The organism is Arthrobacter sp. B10-11, assembly GCF_033142195.1.
GTDB lineage: Bacteria > Actinomycetota > Actinomycetes > Actinomycetales > Micrococcaceae > Arthrobacter > Arthrobacter oryzae_C.
This window is the reverse complement of record NZ_JAWMTH010000003.1, coordinates 458,818-476,093: the sequence shown is the minus strand read 5'-3', so window position 1 is coordinate 476,093 and position 17,276 is coordinate 458,818. Positions and strand designations below refer to the sequence as shown.

13 protein-coding genes are annotated in these 17,276 nt (G+C 59.2%); 7 read left to right on the top strand and 6 right to left on the bottom strand.

The features are described from left to right. Positions 1–299 precede the first annotated feature (299 nt). Complete coding sequence (locus tag RW112_RS12065; protein ID WP_317781966.1) at positions 300–1,373, top strand: IS110 family transposase; 1,074 nt, start codon at positions 300–302, stop codon at positions 1,371–1,373. A 671-nt stretch (positions 1,374–2,044) separates the two neighbouring features. Here RW112_RS12065 and RW112_RS12060 read toward each other — a convergent pair. The 4 genes from RW112_RS12060 to RW112_RS12045 all read right to left on the bottom strand — a co-directional run bounded on the left by RW112_RS12060 (position 2,045) and on the right by RW112_RS12045 (position 4,195). Next, a complete protein-coding gene (locus RW112_RS12060; protein WP_317781965.1) occupies positions 2,045–2,320 on the bottom strand; it encodes a hypothetical protein in 276 nt (91 codons plus the stop codon). Positions 2,321–2,573: 253 nt separating this feature from the next. Next, positions 2,574–3,284 carry a hypothetical protein gene (locus tag RW112_RS12055; protein ID WP_317781964.1) on the bottom strand — a complete coding sequence of 237 codons (711 nt, stop codon included), beginning with the start codon at positions 3,282–3,284 and terminating at the stop codon, positions 2,574–2,576. Next, complete coding sequence (locus tag RW112_RS12050) at positions 3,281–3,811, bottom strand: sigma-70 family RNA polymerase sigma factor (protein ID WP_317781963.1); 531 nt, start codon at positions 3,809–3,811, stop codon at positions 3,281–3,283. Before RW112_RS12050 ends, RW112_RS12055 begins: the two co-directional genes overlap by 4 nt. Positions 3,812–4,042: 231 nt before the next feature. After that, positions 4,043–4,195 carry a hypothetical protein gene (locus RW112_RS12045; protein ID WP_317781962.1) on the bottom strand — a complete coding sequence of 51 codons (153 nt, stop codon included), beginning with the start codon at positions 4,193–4,195 and terminating at the stop codon, positions 4,043–4,045. Between the two features lie 571 nt (positions 4,196–4,766). Between RW112_RS12045 and RW112_RS12040 the strand changes: the two genes are divergently transcribed. The 3 genes from RW112_RS12040 to RW112_RS12030 all read left to right on the top strand — a co-directional run bounded on the left by RW112_RS12040 (position 4,767) and on the right by RW112_RS12030 (position 7,059). After that, the gene (locus tag RW112_RS12040; protein ID WP_317781961.1) at positions 4,767–5,156 is read left to right on the top strand and encodes a hypothetical protein; all 390 of its coding nucleotides are present in this window, start codon (positions 4,767–4,769) and stop codon (positions 5,154–5,156) included. A 414-nt stretch (positions 5,157–5,570) separates the two neighbouring features. Beyond that, positions 5,571–6,119 carry a hypothetical protein gene (locus RW112_RS12035; RefSeq protein WP_317781960.1) on the top strand — a complete coding sequence of 183 codons (549 nt, stop codon included), beginning with the start codon at positions 5,571–5,573 and terminating at the stop codon, positions 6,117–6,119. After that, positions 6,109–7,059 carry a hypothetical protein gene (locus tag RW112_RS12030; protein ID WP_317781959.1) on the top strand — a complete coding sequence of 317 codons (951 nt, stop codon included), beginning with the start codon at positions 6,109–6,111 and terminating at the stop codon, positions 7,057–7,059. The genes RW112_RS12035 and RW112_RS12030 overlap by 11 nt, the downstream gene beginning before the upstream one ends. A gap of 90 nt (positions 7,060–7,149) precedes the next feature. On the opposite strand, the gene RW112_RS12025 is transcribed toward RW112_RS12030, so the two are convergent. After that, positions 7,150–8,073, bottom strand: coding sequence for a hypothetical protein (locus tag RW112_RS12025; protein ID WP_317781958.1), 924 nt, complete (start codon positions 8,071–8,073; stop codon positions 7,150–7,152). A gap of 238 nt (positions 8,074–8,311) precedes the next feature. Here RW112_RS12025 and RW112_RS12020 point away from each other — a divergent pair, with 238 nt between their 5' ends. From RW112_RS12020 to RW112_RS12010, 3 genes are all read left to right on the top strand, one after another. Next, on the top strand, positions 8,312–8,509 hold the full coding sequence (locus tag RW112_RS12020; protein ID WP_317781957.1) for a hypothetical protein: 198 nt from the start codon (positions 8,312–8,314) through the stop codon (positions 8,507–8,509). 902 nt (positions 8,510–9,411) lie between these two features. Continuing rightward, on the top strand, positions 9,412–14,622 hold the full coding sequence (locus tag RW112_RS12015; RefSeq protein WP_317781956.1) for an ATP-binding protein: 5,211 nt from the start codon (positions 9,412–9,414) through the stop codon (positions 14,620–14,622). Next, complete coding sequence (locus tag RW112_RS12010) at positions 14,619–15,740, top strand: hypothetical protein (RefSeq protein ID WP_317781955.1); 1,122 nt, start codon at positions 14,619–14,621, stop codon at positions 15,738–15,740. The genes RW112_RS12015 and RW112_RS12010 overlap by 4 nt, the downstream gene beginning before the upstream one ends. Positions 15,741–16,047: 307 nt before the next feature. On the opposite strand, the gene RW112_RS12005 is transcribed toward RW112_RS12010, so the two are convergent. Then, a complete protein-coding gene (locus tag RW112_RS12005) occupies positions 16,048–17,253 on the bottom strand; it encodes a TIGR02391 family protein (protein WP_317781954.1) in 1,206 nt (401 codons plus the stop codon). Positions 17,254–17,276 lie beyond the last annotated feature (23 nt).

Below are 17,276 nucleotides of genomic sequence, written 5' to 3'. Positions count from 1 at the left end.
CCCACGAAACGGTACGAAACATTTCTCGCATACCCGCCCGCACAAACGATCCCGTAAGCCAGTGAGGATGTAGGTGGCATCATTCACTGGGTCTGACTCACCGTAAGCCTGACGCGACTTCGTTGTCCTTGGACCGATTGGTCGCCCAGTGGATGGTGCCAATGCGTGCGAATGGCTCGGTGGCGTGACCTCATAGGAGCGTGCGTACAATGCGCCCATCACTGGCTTGTCCGTCCCACTCGAGCATCGCGTGCCAACTCAATGGATGACGTTGAATGCGAACGAGAAGAGGTACGGATATGACCCGCATGATCCCCGCTGCCGGCATCGTCATAGGCGGAATCGATACACACGGACACACTCACCACGCCGCGGTTTTGGACCACGTCGGTCGCCAACTCGATGACCGTGAATTTCCCACAACGCCCGCCGGGTACCAGGCATTAGGCTCGTGGCTAGGTCGACACGGCCAGCTTGAGCGCGTCGGTATAGAAGGTACAGGCACGTATGGTGCCGGGATCGCCCGATACCTGAAAGACACCGGGGTGACAGTGGTGGAGGTCAATCGGCCTGACCGCTCAGCACGACGGGCGAAGGGAAAGTCCGACCCACTGGACGCTTACGCGGCAGCCCGGGCTGCACTATCAGGGACGGCTGAGGGCGAACCCAAGACGCGCAACGGAAGGATCGAAGCGATCCGCGCGCTTCGGGTGGCCCGCAACGGCGCGGTCAAAGCCCGCACCCAAGCCACGAACCAGCTTAAAGCCCTCCTGATCACCGCTCCGTCCCAGCTACGAGAGCAGCTGCGTCATCTGAGTACGACGGTACTGATCATGACCTGCGCCAGGATGCGACCAACTGGTGTTCTCGGCGACCCGGAGCATGCCACCAAGATCGCGTTGCGTCGTCTGGCACGTCGTCACCAACACCTCACCGAAGAAATTGCAGAAGCAGACGCCGAGCTGAAGGAGCTCATCACCGTAGCCGCACCACACATGCTCGCTCTTCCTGGTGTCGGCACCGAAGTCGCGGGGCAGCTACTCGTCACCGCCGGGGACAATCCAGACCGGCTACGGTCCGAGGCTGCGTTCGCGCACCTCTGCGGGGCCGCTCCTATCCCGGCCAGCAGCGGCCGAACCCACCGTCACCGACTCAACCGCGGCGGTGACCGCGCCGCCAACAACGCCCTCTACATCGTCGTTCTCGGCCGGTTGCGCTACGACCCACGCACCCGCGCCTATGCTGACCGGCGCACCCAGCAAGGCCTGTCCAAACCCGAGATCATTCGCTGCCTCAAACGCTACGTCGCCCGAGAAATCAACGCCGCCCTACAACCTGCCCACACTATGAAAGAACCCATCAAAGCCCCTTGACGATCCATAGGAGCATCGATCCGCTACCGGAAACGTCTCCGACCTGGCCGAAGAAGTTAGAACCCAGCGCAGTTATCGTCCCGCAGGACCAGTCCTACAAACCGTCCGGGGAACGGCCCTCGTGTGGCTCAGTGATTCCACTGGTTCGTCTGCTGAACAGCGCCTCAAGGCTCCTGGTGGGGCCAGATATGTCCGTCCAACCGGGGCCAAGAAGGATTGACATAATCAGGAACCCTCAACGGTCGAATTGTAAGGGGTTGAACAGCTGATTCCGTTTACCCGCCGGTAGGCTCTGCATAGGCCTGCAGCCCAGGGATGCGTTGAGCCGTGCAGACGTCAGATGCGCCTAAGTAGAACCGGTGAAATGCAATGAACGACACCTATATTTTCGGCATGGTCGCTGGACTCGTGCTTGGAATGGTCATCCTGATGATCGGATTCTTTCGACGCAAATCAGGAGAGTACTTGGATGATCGGCGGAATCGAAAATTCTTGGTGTGGGCTTTCCTGTTCTTCGGAGTGGCTTTTGTTTGCACCATGCTCCTGATCTTTGCCAATCTCTAATCCTTGGTTGGGATTGCTACCGGTCTCTTCACGCTGCATGGTCCTAGAGAAACCCTGAGCGCAGCGAATCTCGACGGGTTGGGAGAAGATTCCTGTCCACGAGGAAGCTAAGTGGTTGGGCCCCTGTCCTCGCCTGTCCGGTCAGTAACCCCAAGATCTGGCTTGCTGTCGGAAGGTCTCTTTTTCAAGATCAACTCCGGGCGGTAGCTCTCGACCTTGGTGGCGTAGTCGCCGCCCCATCCAACGGCAAAATAAGCACCCACGCCGATTGAAATCATGAGCAAGGCAGTCCCGCCGGCTTCGGGTCCACCTATCCAGTAAACGACCGCGGAAAGAGCCAGAACCGCCAGGATAAGGAGAAGAACCTTCGCAGCTTTCCTCATGTCGCAACTCCGAATTGGGGTCATTATTCATGTTGGGGTCCTTGGTGCGAGCGTACCGACGAGTCGCCTTGGGAGCCATACCTTGGCATAAGGCTTGGGACCTTCCGTTTGACCAGCGAGCTCGGCATCCTGTTTCCGAACGCTGCATGCCGAGGTATCTTTCCGAGCACCCGTGCGGACACGGCACCGATGGCTATCCCTTACGAGTCCTGCGAGGTCTATCGCCAGCATGGTTGTCCTGCTGCTGCGGGTGTCATTGCTGCCGGTTATCCCGGACCAGGAAGTTCGGTGCCTGCTTAGTCCAGCCAGGTTCGTTCTTGACTGACTCAAGATTCTTTTCCACGGCTGCGGGGACCATCAGCCAACCCGCCTCAGTCCCGTCCGCAATTTCCACCTTCATTCCGGAGGTTTCAAAGTTGCTCAGCTTGACGCATCCGAGGCCGTCGCTGGTGCCTGTGGAGGTTGTTACGGTGATGATGCAAATCATGTCATTTCCAGCGGGTGCGGCGTAGTAAGTCAGAGTCGCGCTGTTTCCGACGCGTCGTGTCGTTGCTGGGTCGATGTCCTTTTGCACCGAACCGTCGAATACGCTGCTGACAAGCTCGGGGTTCACAGTGGATGGGATTTTGTCCGTTTCCTTTTGAGGTTCGGACAGGTTGGGGATGATCCTGGTCGCGTCCAGGAATCTGTCCGGCGGTGTCGGGGCCAGTGCGGTCATCAGCATCGAGGCGCCAGCTAGAAGACCGACGCCGGCCAAGGCTCCTGTACCCATCCAGAGCCGTGTGCGATGGCGTGAACGAGAAGGCGCGGCAGTGTTGGCGTGTGAAAGAAGTTGGGCGTTCGTTCCCATGACGGAAAGCGACCGGTTCCGACTACGGATCAGTTCGAGCTCGGTAACCTCTGCTGCGGGGTCCGAGGACGCCAGCAGACCTTCTATATTTCGGGACTGGTTATCCGTGTTCATCTGTCTGCTCCTTCTGGCTCAGCGTGTGTGGTCTGCATCAATTGGCCTAAGGTTTTTCGTGCCCGATGAAGGCGCATCCTGACGGCGGTAGCGCTGGTGTTTAGAAGGTCGGATACCTCCCCGGAGGTTAGACCGTCCCAGTAGGTTAAGAGGAGCACCTCCTGGTCGTCCGGGCTGAGCCGGGTGAGTGCATCATGGATCGGAGATTCCGTGGTGATGGAATCGCTTTGTCGCTCCTGCTGGATGGCAGACAAGAGGCTTTGGGAGCGCACGGACGAACGGACATGGTTGCGGAGGACGTTCTTTGCGACGCCGAAGAGAACCATCACCGAGATGCTCGTGCCTTCGCCGGTCTTTTCCCAGGCAATCCTGAATACCTCGGCGCAGAGGTCTTCAGCTGTCGCCGCGTTGTCGGTTCGACGCCGAAAATAGCAATAAATGCGGTCGTGGCCAGCCGCGTGAACGGCTAAAAATCTCTTCTCGCGCTCCACATCATCACGTTCCCCCCGGGTTATTTGCTGGCTCATACCCTGTTAATGTCCGGCAGCTCCCAAAGTGTAACGACCGCATCAAATGGAAAATCCTAAGTACCAGCCATGGCAGGTCTAGAGCGCAGCAGGAGCCGGCATGCACTCCGATGAAGGCGGATACCGGCTCGGGCCACAGCGCACGTTCCGTAGAGGGTTCGTGGGGTGCACCGGCTTGCAACCAGGCGTTTTCGACGTCTGCAACAGCAAGCCGCGATCGGCAGGATCGACTCAGGGCTGCGGTATCACGAAGTGCGCGACGACTGTCAGGACCAGAATCACAGGCACGGCGAGGACGACGCTTCGGTACATGCCGCCCAGCCAGGTGCTTGCCCGGGACGGCCGAAGCAATAGTCCGATGATGACAGTCGCGAGCAGTGCCACGAGGATGCCCGCACTAATTAGCGACGCACGAACAGGCAGCAAGTGCGGCGGGCACATCGCCGAAAGGCTGACCGCACATCCCCAACTAGGCAAAACAGGCTGCGCTACCCAAAGGACAAACAAGCCCAGAAGGACGACGCAAGCCGCGATTACAGGAGAGCGCGTGGCGCTGCGTGTCTGAATGGGCATGGTGCCAGACTATCGAGTGACACTCCCGTTGCACGCCCATAATGAAAAGGGCTACTGGGTATCCCGGCAGCCCCCAAGAGGGTTCCGCCTTCGAACACAGAACATCCGTGCAGAGGACTTTTGACATACACGGTGCAGACGCCTTCTGAAAATGACAGCAGAGGCACGCTTCGCGTCAGTATCGCTCTGACGCGCTGTTCCTACCGCCGCCCACTTGGCTGTCCCACTTCCTTGCCGACCTTCTTCCAACCGCAGAGCTCACGGCCAACTTGCTCGTCGACTGAGGGAATGAAGCTGAGTTCAAGCACACCCACCGTCGGACAGCGCACGCCGCTGGCACCGTAGACTGTGCCCAGAAGGCAGGAATTCATTGGGGGAGAGCATGGCGCAGACGATGGACGCTGACCAGAAGCAACAGCTGGCCGACTGGAACAAACGATGCGGGAAACTCTGGCTCAAGTACTTCGCCATGGTGCTTCCGCCGCTCGTTCTGCTGCTGTTCCCGTTCATCCAGGTGCTCTACTACTTTCTGGATGTGACTCGCCCTTTGATTTCCCGGGAACTGGCCTACGGCCAGCCCGCATACCACGACTATCAGGCCGCAAAGGATCAGCCCCTGATCATCCTGGCCATCTTCCTTGTCCTCATCGCCGCTGTCTTCTACCTCAGTAACCGCTGGTATAAGAAAGCGATCCGCGTCCTTGGCCCGCCGCCGGTCGGAAACACCAGCAGATGGAACCGCTTGGTGCTCGGGAAGTCGCAGGACATCTAGAAACATAAGCGCGGGCACTTCCCCCCGTGGTCCACAGCTTGCGTTGCCGGGGCACTGGTCCGAGAAGATGAACGAGTACATCGAAACTCAGGGCTATACCGACATGCGCATCCTCGTTGCGTTCTCAGGAATGTCACACCCGACGGGACTGACAGCGTGACCGATGCGTAGAAAGTACCCGGAACACCCGAAGCACCAACGGTGGGTGCTGGATGAAGCCCAAGCCGCTGACGTTCTCGTCAGCGTCCCTCGGAAGCGCTGATTACTCGCGTCCGGAAGTCGGTCGTCAAGTGGCACTCCAAGCCCTCAAAGCGGTGAGGCGCACTCAGCCAACCCTTCGCCCAGCGTTCGACGCGGGATCCACAACATCAGGTTAAGGCGAAGGTCACCCTCTCCACTTGGCATACTAACAAGATGAGCTATTCCGACATCCTCGCTACCACCGCACTTGTGGTCTCGCTGCTATCGGTCGGGTGGACGATCTCTCGTTCTTGGCGCTGGGATCGCCCGGTCATCAAAGTGTCCGGGAAACAGTGGCTGGGCGGACGCAGCACGGCAGATGGGCAGAGAGCATCCTTCAATACCGAGGTTTTCAACACTGGCAACCAGTCGACCCAAATCACGGCTGCCTTCTGGCTGGTTGATCGCGGCACGAGGATAGACCGCATCCCGGCCATTCATGGTGGGGGAGGCATTGAATCACTGTTTGAGGCCCCGGACGGGGCAGCCTCTCCGGATATTCCCTTCACTCTCGGCCGTTACGAATCTTGCTCTTGGGACTTTGAGATGAGCCTTGACAGCCTGAAAGACCACGAGAGCATCAAACGCGTTCGTCCTGGGGTGGACTTCATCTCCCGAAGAAGGACGGTCTCAGCTCACGGAAAGTGGCAGCCGTCCAAGGTAGCTTTGGAAGCCCGACGCGTTCGTGCAGTGACAGTAATCGGCGCCGCTAATGCTCAGTGAATCCGAGGAACAGCACTCGATTTTTCACGACTCCTGGAAGCGTCTCGGTTGGGTAGAGAAACAGGCCGGCTACGTGCGGGCGCTGTGCGGACCACTGATTGACTTGCCAAGAACTGCACCCCTGAAAGCAACTATTGATGAGTCCGCTTCTTCGAAGGCGCATATTGAATTCGTAGTCGATGTCTCCAATCGTCCGGAGCTGGCCGAGGATGTGAATTTTCTTATAGGAGACATCGTCACCAACGCGCGTTCTTGCCTTGACATGGCGGTGGACTCAATCTGGAATCATTACGGGCTCGATCGAAAAGGTGTCTTTGTTCAGTTTCCTCTTGAAAGCGACTATCATCGGAAGATTTCAGGTGGTAAGCGGGAGCCTCTTCGGAAATTCGTAGAGCGGCTTGACCACCGCTTTGCACGGGTCATCGAGCAAGCCCAGCCCGATTATTCAGATGGCTTGGTCGACATTCCCGCAAACCTATCGGCTCTGGCCATTAGCTATCTCTCCAACGCGAACAAACACCGCAACATTACACCAGTAATCATGCGTCTCTCTCTGGCTGTAGTGGGGCAAAAGGGCGAAGGGCTCAGCCTCAACACGATTGGTGAAAGCTCAGGTCCTCCGATCCGTTTCGCGTTGGATTACGACCCCGTACGATATGCAGAGCCAGATATCCGCACGTACATCGCGGCGCTGGAGCAGCGTGGTCCCTCTCCGCTGCACGTTGGCATCAATCAGCAGCTGATCATTGATCGGCAATCGATTCCAATCTCCCCTCCGGGCTTCCCTAGTGGCACTTTCGACCTACCTGCTGAGTTTGAGAAACTTCTAGTTGATGTCCCCGAGTATGTCCGGCTCACGCTGCGTAACCTCGATCGCGTACACCGGGCCGTTCAAGCCGGGGACGAAGACGTATTCTTGGACTCCAGCGCTCTCCTTTAACAAGCACGACGATGCGCCAGATGTGTTGGCGGCGATCTATGAAGCTGTGGCGAATCCTCGGAGGTCAGAGTTTAGGGTCCGAACTTCGGACTAGCTGGCGTCGTCGCCTTTGGTCTCCTTCTTCGCCGCGCTGACATGGCCCGGAGCGATCATTATGGTCTCGATGACCCGTTGGACCGCGACCGTCCGCTCAGATTTGTCGAGCATTTCGAGGAGCCGCTCGGCACCGAGTAGCCGTGCGAACTCAACCGGCTGGAGAAAGAACTGGCTCAACTGCTTGGACGCTTCGGTCTGTGCTTTCATAAAGGTCGAACCGATGTATGCAGATAGTGCCGCGCCGGCCACCCCCGCAACACTGGCAGCAATTGAAGCGGTTCCGTCCTTGGCAAAGGCTGCTACAAAGCCGAGAACAACCACGACCCCAAAACCTGAGATCATCGCCCATTGGCCTACCTTGAAGCTACTGTCCGCCTGGCTCGTAGCAATCTCGTGATAGGTGTCGATGCGTTCCTGATTTGCTGCCCAGAGAGAAGCCAGATCAAGCTGCCCATTTTTCGCTTCTTCAGCAAGCTTTCGTTCTCTGCGCTGGAGGTTCTCGACGAGACCAAAGCGAACGCGGTCATTGAACCGTCGCCTGGCCCGCTGCTCCATCAGTAATGCCATTGCCACGTACGCATAGAGCAAAGCGAAGGCCATACCAATGGCCACTACGATTTTGGACTGAGGGTCAATCCTGCTCTCGTATCCGCCGTCGAAAACGTCACTTAGAAACCAAGCGCCTATCCCCACAAGAACTGCGGCGATCAGCGAAATGATGAGCCCCCTCCAACGAACCTTCTTGAAGGCGATGTAGTCGGGGGACTCGCGCCATAGGACCCTCAGTTCATCAGGTGACATGCCCCGGGGGTCGTGTTCTTCGGTTTCTACTTCCGCCGGCGCAGGTTCGGGCACTGTGTTCGGGTTGCCTGTCGCATTTCCTGTTGCCCGCTTCTTATCTCGTCCCCATTTCACCATAGGAAAGATACCGGGTTTTCCTGAGGCAAAAGACCATGTGCAAAACCCTGAGTATTAGGCGCATGAGTGGTGGCGCGGCAATAACTCACTCCTCTCGTTATAGTTTATATATTTGGAGTCTCTTGTTTTAGTTTAAGAATATATGGCGCCCTAAAACCAAACATTCCGGCAACGATTAGCGGGTGCAATTTTTGATAAACAGAAAAGCGATATTCCCGCGCTCAACCCAATTTGCGGCGTGACAACGCCGTGCGGCTCGTTCGAAGGCCAGCTCAATGACTTCGCCAACACGGCCAACCAGATCGCCGCGCTGACCAGATGGGGGCTCGCCAACTGCGCCATCGCTGAGCCAACCGCCTCCGTCGAGATCAAGCTCTGCACGAAGCTCAAGGACGCGACCGTGAGGAGATCACCGAGCACCCGAATCTGGACCTGATCAACGCGCCGAATGCTGTCCACACGGGCGAGCAGCTGCGTCAGCTCCACTTGTGCCTCTATGTTCCACCACGACTTGCTGGGCGTCGACGGGCCCGAGAGCTATCTCGCGATCCCTGGGGTGTAGCCGACGTATCAGCTTTCTGTGCGCACGGCATCGGTGTCGAGTTCGAGGGCGATCTTTTGATCTTGGGCGAGGGGTTGTCCTGCTGTCACGTAGAGGGTGATGCCAAGGTGTCCTGACGGGTATCCGTGAGAGGCGTACGGGGTGTTGACAGCGTCAACACATTTGGCTTCGGATCGGCCCGTAGATCCTTCGGGCTGACCCGGAGTCGGTATGTTTTCTGGGGTTCCCAGTGTTTCCAAGGCCTGGAATGTAGTTCGAGTCCCACCTCGGGCACAGTGTTTCCGCAGGTCAGCGGGCTTTTGTCTTTTTGCTGTTGACAAAGCTTGACTTTTCGGAATTCGTCGCTTTCGACAGGCTCCGCCTCTCTGGCAATGAGCTCTGGATCGCGCAGCATCCTCTGCACTTATCGGACTAGATGTTCTCTTCTAGACTCACCCGAATCCCTGGCGGGTGAGCTGGAACACGCTTCGGCGTCCGCGGTCCGGTGGGCCGCTCCCGCTCGAGCCACAAGGGCGACCTGCGGCATGCACTCGGGGGCACAATGCAGGGTGCTGATCCTTGATGAGGCACGCGAGATGACTATTACGCCCTTCAAGGGTTGGGTACTTGGTGCTTTTCTCGTGCATTTTGAGTGGCATTGGATCGCATTGATCCGGTATGCCGGTGCCCCGCCAAACGCGGATCCGTTGCAGCAGTCAAGCCATGTATCGCGTGGCCGGCACCGTAGAGTTGGTCGTGGTTAAGAGAAAGTTCGACGCTCGGAACGGAGATGCGCAATGAACCTGCGTCCGGGTCACCATGGCTATGCATACCAGGACATCGTCACCGGTAATGCGTTCGTCGATCTCCTCCTCGGCACGGCTGTCTCGGTTAAGGTCGACCTGAAAGATTTCGACGGTGACCGCTTCGACGACATCACTATCGCCTACACCGACGGCCGCCGCGTCCGGCTCCAAATCAAGCACACGACGCTCGACCGCGACCTGTCCCAAAGCACCTTTACCGCCGACGGTCGTCACCTGCGCCTCGACTTAATCCTGCATTCGTTGCTTACAGATCTCGACTCAAATCCGGACACCACATATCGAGTGGTCGTACGAGACGGGCAACCCGACGCCGACCTCGCAGGCGTTCTCGTCGCCGTGGACGCGTCTGAGGACCTCGGCGACCCACTTCCCGGCGTTACGACCCGGCGATACAAGTTCGCCCCAGATCAGCTCGACCAGGCGAAGCCGTGGAAGACCTTGCTGTCGGGACTTACTAAGCAAGATGTCCGCCTCGCCTGTGATCGGCTCATCGTCGACATAGGTGCACCTGCCGCCTCCCTCAGCTTCCGCGACCCAGGTCCAGCCGAGGCTGCTCTCGCTCAACGAGTCGCAGTGGAACTCGGCGCCGGTCGGCCGCCGAACGTCAATAGGTCGCCCGAGGAAATCGCGCTCACACTGGTCCATGCGGCCACTAAAGCTCGAGCCACCAACGGCTACGTCACTCGCGCCTCAATTGCCGCCGAAGTACGTCTGACAACTGACTTCGGAGCTGTCCGCGATGGAAGTCCCGTTGAATCCGTTCTCGCAGTTGCCCGTGAAGGAACGCTCGCCACACTCAAGAACCACGTCGATAGCGCGGCGCAAAAAGGTGGCCGTGTGGTTCTCGTCGGTGAGCCAGGCGCTGGCAAATCCTGGCTCAGTCAGCAGGTCGCCGACGCTTACCAGGCCAGCGACTGGATTGTGGCTCGTCATCACTGCTGGCTCGGCGAAACCGATTCCGACCGCAGCCAACGAGTTCTAGTCGAAGTCGTCATCGGTAGCCTCCTCAACCAGCTCGAACTCCAAGCTCCTGACGCCGTAGCCGGTATCCGCCCCCGATTCGCGGCTACCGCCGACACTCTCGCTAAGGCTCTGCACGACTGCCGTGGAAAGCACCCGGGTAAGCAAATTCTTCTGATCGTCGACGGGCTTGACCACATCGACCGAGTACGCGGACGCAACATCGGTGGAAGGGCTGCAGACCCTTCGCGAGCAGTGGTCAACCAGCTCGCGAGCGTCGACCTACCCGAAGGCACCTGCCTTCTCGTGGCCAGCCAACCGGGAATGCACCTTGTTGACGCCAATCCCGACCATGGCACGCCACTTCAAGTGCCCCGCATGTCAACCGACGAACTCACCTCCCTCGCCGACCGGCACGAGGTACTCAAGGAACCTGGAACCGGTGCCCCCATCACGGACAGCGACCGGGAGACCATCGTCAGCCTCCTCGACGCCCGCTCCAGCGGGAACGCGCTATATGCCACCTACCTCTGCCGCCATGCAACCGGCACATCGTCTCTCGGCCAATCGCCGTCGGCGCCCGCCACCGTGGCAGAAGTCATCGAACGTATCCAGCAAGTACCCGACACTGCCAACGATCTAGACACCTACTACCAGCACCTCCTCAATAGCCTCACCGATGGCGAACTCCAAGCGGTCGGCGCATTGGCCATCTGCGACTTCGCGCTCACCAAGGACGAACTGGGCCAAGTTCTCCCCGCCTTCGAACCCCTCTTGGACGGAGCAATCGCAACTCTCGCGCCCGTCCTCGTGTCGCTCCCAGGAGCCGGAGGTCTAAAAGTCCACCACGAAAGCCTCAGCCGTTTCACACGCCGCGATAAACCCGAACGATGGTGCAACCACATTCGACAGAGCGCAGCCGACTGGCTCCGAGGTCGAGGATTTTTCAAGGACACCCGATCCTTCCGTAACCTGCCCCAGCTCCTTGCCGAACTGGGCAAGTACGACGAGCTCATCGCCCTCATTGACTCCGACTTCGTCAGTAACTCAGTTGCCCAACTGCAACCCCCAGAATCCATTAAGCATGTGCTCGCAACTGTCGCCGTTGAAGCTCAGAGCCGTCGCGACTGGAAGGCGTTAATCACCTGTGTCGAAGCACTTCGCGCCGTCGGGGTCTACGAAAATGAATCGCTCCCTGACACCCTTGTTGAGTACGCTGATGTCGTCGTCAGCATCCTCGGAGCCGACACCGTCGCTGAACGTCTCGTCTACGAGGGCCGCACCACGTTCCCAGCCCGCTGGGGCCTCAGCCTGTGCGAAGCGGTCGACCGAGCGGGTGTCCCGGCACCCTGGGAGGCCTACCTGTCCGCCCGTAGACGGGAAGTCAAAACTGACAACACCCACTACGGCGCAGACAGCGACGCCCGCTTGCGGGTCTCCGAACAGCTCGGCGACCTCCGCCAGCGCTTCGCCGCAGGCCGCAGCATCGACCGGTCCAAGCTCGCCAAGTACTTCGACGATCACGACAGCCAACCACCTCTCTACCAGCTCGTCGAAGTGTTTGCCGCTGCCGTCCCTGTCGAAGACCTTCTTGATACAGCGCGCGAGATGACAGATGAGATGAACGCGGCCACTGTACTCATCACCCTTGCCGACCTCGCTGCCACAGGGCCTCATAACCTCCCAGACGCAGCCGAGCTCGCCCGTGAAGCTGCCGCCCGAGCCCCGGGGGCATACATCACCGAATACCTAGACCATGGCGTTGCTGCAGAGGAACTTCTCACGCTGCTGGCCCTGTCCGACCTAAGAGCCGAGCTGCACGCCGCCACCCGGGCCCTGCTCAACGACCTCATGGCAGAACGCCCGGAACACGTTCGCCGATGGCTCGACCTTCTACGCCTCGCACACGCCACTGACCCCAGCCTTGCCCTCATCATCAGTAGCGACATCAGCGGTGCTGGGTTCTACCGCGCCTGGCTCCGCTTCGCCGTTGCAACTGTCGGCCTCAACGAGGACACCGCCAATGCCGCGACAACACTTGACGCCGCGTCAACCACTGTCAGAGTCGCCCTCGAACAACTCGCAATCCAAGCTGATCACTTCACCGGCACCCCCCGTGCCGTCGACCTCTGGTCCATCCGCCACCTCATCCACGAAGTCGTCGAACGAGCCCTACTCGTCGTCCAACCCCACGACCTTGACGAGGTACTCGCCCACCTCACCACAATCGGCGAGAACACAACCGCGTCCACCATGGGTATGGCTGAAGGAGGACCACTTGCAACCAATGACCTTCTTGCCATCCTCGGCCGAGCAGCCCGCCGCATCGGTATCGAACCCATCCACAAACTGATGCCCGCCATCAGGGCCAACCGCTACGACGCCAACACTATGTACTCGGTCACGGCCGACTTCGAGACAGCAACCGCGCGCATCTGCCTCGATGCCGGCGACCAGGCCGAAGCTGACGCCTGCTGGAGGCGAGCCGCAGCTCTACTATGCGCTTACGGCGGACACAAAGACGCGACCATCTATGAGTTCATCGAAGCAATCGAAGACATCGCGGCTACCGACCTCGACCAAGCGCGTGCAGCGCTCGGACGTGTCCAAGACGCCGCCTACCTCGCTGCTGCCCACACCGATGGACGCGGAACCAACCAGGCCCCAGCCAGTTGGTGGCGACAAGCCGCTAGCCTCGATCCAATCGCAGCAGCGACCAGCTCTGCGAGCATCCTCATCCGCGAGTACGGATACGAGGACTACCTCGCGAACACCACCCACATCGAACTACTGGAAACGCTCACCGACGCGGCGGACCCTATCGCGCTCGCGGCGCTCCGCCTGACCGTCGGACCCGGCTGGCGACATCCGGCCACAGACCTGGCCCTGCTCGATCGTCTCAGAGCCGAAACCGGCTTCTGCGCCCAAGGCGACGTAGCCCTCGCTGTCTTCGCGAACCAGGTCGCAGCTAGCTACGACAACCAAGCTCTCATGTACGCCCGCGACCTACCAAGCGGAACAGCGCCACCTGACCTCGTCGCCGCCATCCAGGCCCTCGGTGGCCCCGCCTTCACACCGCGCGAACCTCGCGACGAACAGAACGACACTGGGAAGAACTCACCTGATCGAGCTCACGGCGGCCCCGAATCGTTGCTCGAACTACTTGAAGCATCGCAACGCCCCACGTTCAGCCCCGGGGCGAAAGGTGCCGCACTTGCCGTACGCGACTACCAAGACAAGGGGTTTCGACCGGACCAGAACACCATCAGATACAACCTTGACACTCTCGCCAGCACCATCGGCTGGCGCATCCTCGAAGCCACCAGCACTGACGGCGCCGAAGGTGGTAAGAATGTCCTCGACGCTGTAGCCCGCGAACTGCGCATTATGACTGCCGACGAGCTGTTTGCCACCCTCGCCGACGGACTCGCCCAACGCTGCGACGGCACAATTCCCGAACTCGACCAAGTCGCCAGCTACGCTTACGTCCTCGCGTACACGCGCATCAGAGGCGGGGGTGGGTGGCAAGCCTTCGCCGGACGCGAACGCATCGAACTCTGGACACAAGCCCGATCCCTCCACCCGGACACCGCCGACGACACCCTCGCAGCCGCCATCGCCTACAACATCGCAACCGAACACTACGGACTCTTCGGCGTTACTCAAGCCGTAGTCGCAGCGTTTGCAGCGGCACCCGCACAAGGCGCCTCCGGCACCGCAGTTCAGATCTGGAAGGCCGCCTTCGAAATCTTCGAACGACGACTACCCGGAACCGTAAGAAGAGCCGGCCCCAGTTACACCCCGACCCCAACGCCAGACCGCCACAACGAGTTGAACGAAGCACTCACCTCCCTCGCCATAGCAACGCTCTGCCAACCTAAGACAGAAGACATCCGCACCGCGCTCCTCGCCCTCACACTGCTTATCGCCTGCCGACCACAGCTCGCCCAAACAGCTGTAATTCCAGTACTCCAGGCCGACCTCGACGCCGGCCGCATAACCTGGGTCCTCGAAACCATCCGCGATCACCTGCCGTACGGACGCCTCACCGACGCCCTCGCAGACAAACTGACCGGACTTGCAACGACGAACCGCCTGTCAGTGCGCGCCCTCGCCGGTCAAATCCTTAAATACCATGGTCTCCCCGTCCCAAACCCTCCGGCGACAAACCCTGATGGTGCAGTGCGTCGCGCCATCAACAAAGCGATGGAGGAGGCATGAACGAGAACGCCCGGGAGTTCGCGAAAGAGGCCGTAAATGAATATCTTGGGGAACGTCTCGAACTAGCACAACGGCCACCTGGCCTGCGCGACGCAGTCGAGGCCCGCTTCGCCGGTATGTGTGATGAGGTTACCGACCGAGTCAAAAATCAAATCAAGCATCTCGACGCCCGGGAACTCCACCGGCCCCAGGCCTACTACGCATACCAAGAGGCGCTCGAAACGAGCCTCCAAGAAGCGGCCGCCGGCATCCGCACCGCCATGGCGATGGAAGGCCACCTCGTCGAAGCAATCCCATTCGAGCAAGCTGCAACGCGAAAACTTGCTTCAACGGCCGCCTGGGCAATTCGAAGCGAAGCCGCACGCGTCCCACGCCCACCAACACGGCCCGCCGCGCTCTCGTGGACACTTCCAGCGGTTCCGTGGCTCAACGACAGCGCGTACACATGGCCACCACCACAAGCTGTCGTCCTTCAACGGCAAAATGAACTCTCCTCAAATGAACTGCCCCGCTGCACTGAAGCCCCCTACGAAAACTGGGTGCAACTCGGCCTCATCGAACGACAACGCACGTATGCCACCAAACATCCCGACCGGCCTGCCCGTCGTTACATCATCTCTACCGGTCTCGAAGTGACCAACGGAGACCCTCGCCGACCGGACCTGCCGTTCGCCGGATCGATCCCGACTATCTGGACCCATCGAGCCACAGAACTTGAACCAGCGCTTCACCGAGCCCAGGCACACGCCAACCTCTCTGCCCTTGCAAGACCCCTGGTTGCGCTTCTTGACTTCGATTCCACGCACGGCATCCCTCACCCTGATACGGCCCCCGGGCTCCACCCGTTCCTCCTCGCCCCGCACATCGAGCTCAGTGCGCTCCTTGAGCTCTCTCCAGAGTCGCCGTCGAACCGACTGATGCTGATCGACGGCACCGGCCCAGCCCTCGTTTGCCGACAATGGAGTTCTTTTCCCATCCACGACGGAAACTACGAACCGCTTGAACCTGCGATCGTGGGGACCGACCTGCTCCTCCGGCCTGATCTGTACGCTACCGCCGTAGAATCTATTGGCCCCACCCGACTCAGCATCGGGCTCTCGCTCCAGGTCTCCACCTAAGTCCCGCGAGAGGCGATGATGACTGCCGAGCAGCCTCGTCGGAAGCCGTGATCTTTGTGCCGCTGGCTGCGTGGCACTCCGGGACGCTTACGTCACGGACCTAGACAGTCCGCGCGACCCGCGGATTTTTCTGCAGGGCTTGCTTCGTTTTACCTTGACATGACTGGGGACTGTCGTCGCGCTGTTACGGTTCCGTCCACATCGTAAATCGCAAGCTTGGGCACGCGGCAACACGCTCTGGAAGATCAGCTCGAGACATCGCAGGCCCTTCGGCCCGGATACTACCGAAGACGACGATGGCGTGCCTTCATCGCTGCGCATGTTCGCGAAGCTTGTCCTCGATCCAGCGCTCCACTTTCGAGGACAGCTTGTCCGGGTGCTTCGCACGCATGTATTCCATAAATGGCAACATGCCTGCTTCCTGATCATTACCGTAGGTGTCCAGCGTTGGACGCTCGATAAGATCATCGAGATCAGCTTTGGTTAGTTCTTCAGCAATAGCTTCGAGCCTCATCAGCATGACGTTGCTATGGTCGTAGCTACGGGTGAAATCAGCCTCCGCAAGCCATTTTTCCTTGAGCACCCGGCGCACCGAGGACGACTTCAATTCCTCTGGCAGGCTGATGCTATCGAGCCATTGTCCACCTTCAAATACTCGATAAAAAGCAGAGGCTGAGAGGCTGCGTCGCTTGGCGTGGATAATACCTTCGACCTCCGCAATCACTTCATCGCTCACGTAGCGCGTGATCAGATCGTAGGCGAGACTTGCGAGCGAGATGTAGTGCAGAGCGAGGTTCGACTCAAGCGGCGTTGCGGGAGTGTGGGCTTTCTCGTTACGCAGGAATTGAATCGACATGTTCAGATACTTAACTCCATCGTAGAAGTCCTTCTCGGCGGGGTTGCGGCTAGCATGACCAAAAATCTTCTCCTGGTTCGACGCTGCAAATGCATCCGTGGCCTTCTCGCTACCAGTCTTCTCGCGGAGCTTTTCTCGCACGAGCTTGTACGACTCCTCAACCGCGTGAAAGTAATCGCCGTTGACTAGATACTGGTCAATATGGTTGTAGATGTCCTCGTGGATCTCGATCTGAATCTTATTGGCCGCGACTGTCGCCTCCGTAGTGAAGCTAGCGTGTACGCCACCAGCTAACGGGGTCTTCGCATCTTCCGCCCGCGTGCTGCTCAAGCTGCGCGCGATGTCATGTATTCGTACAACCTGCTCATCAGTGATGTCGGCTCCCAAAGCAGCTGCTGCTTTCTTGGCATCGAGGTACTCGGCGAGTGCATGCAGGGATGTGGCAACCTCTATGTCGGATCCGCTCTTCCAGAGAGCACGGACCCTATTTGCCTTTGAATCGCCGAATCCGGGGTAGCGTTCAGCGTCGTAGATATCGATGTTGAGTTCACGAAAGAAATTCGCGAACGAGGCATTCGAGAAGTCAAGGACGTATCCACTCGTCATGCCGAGAAGGGCTTCGAGGTACGTCTTGTTAGCTACGCTGAGTCCGCTCATTCGACATCTTCTTTCCTTGTCTG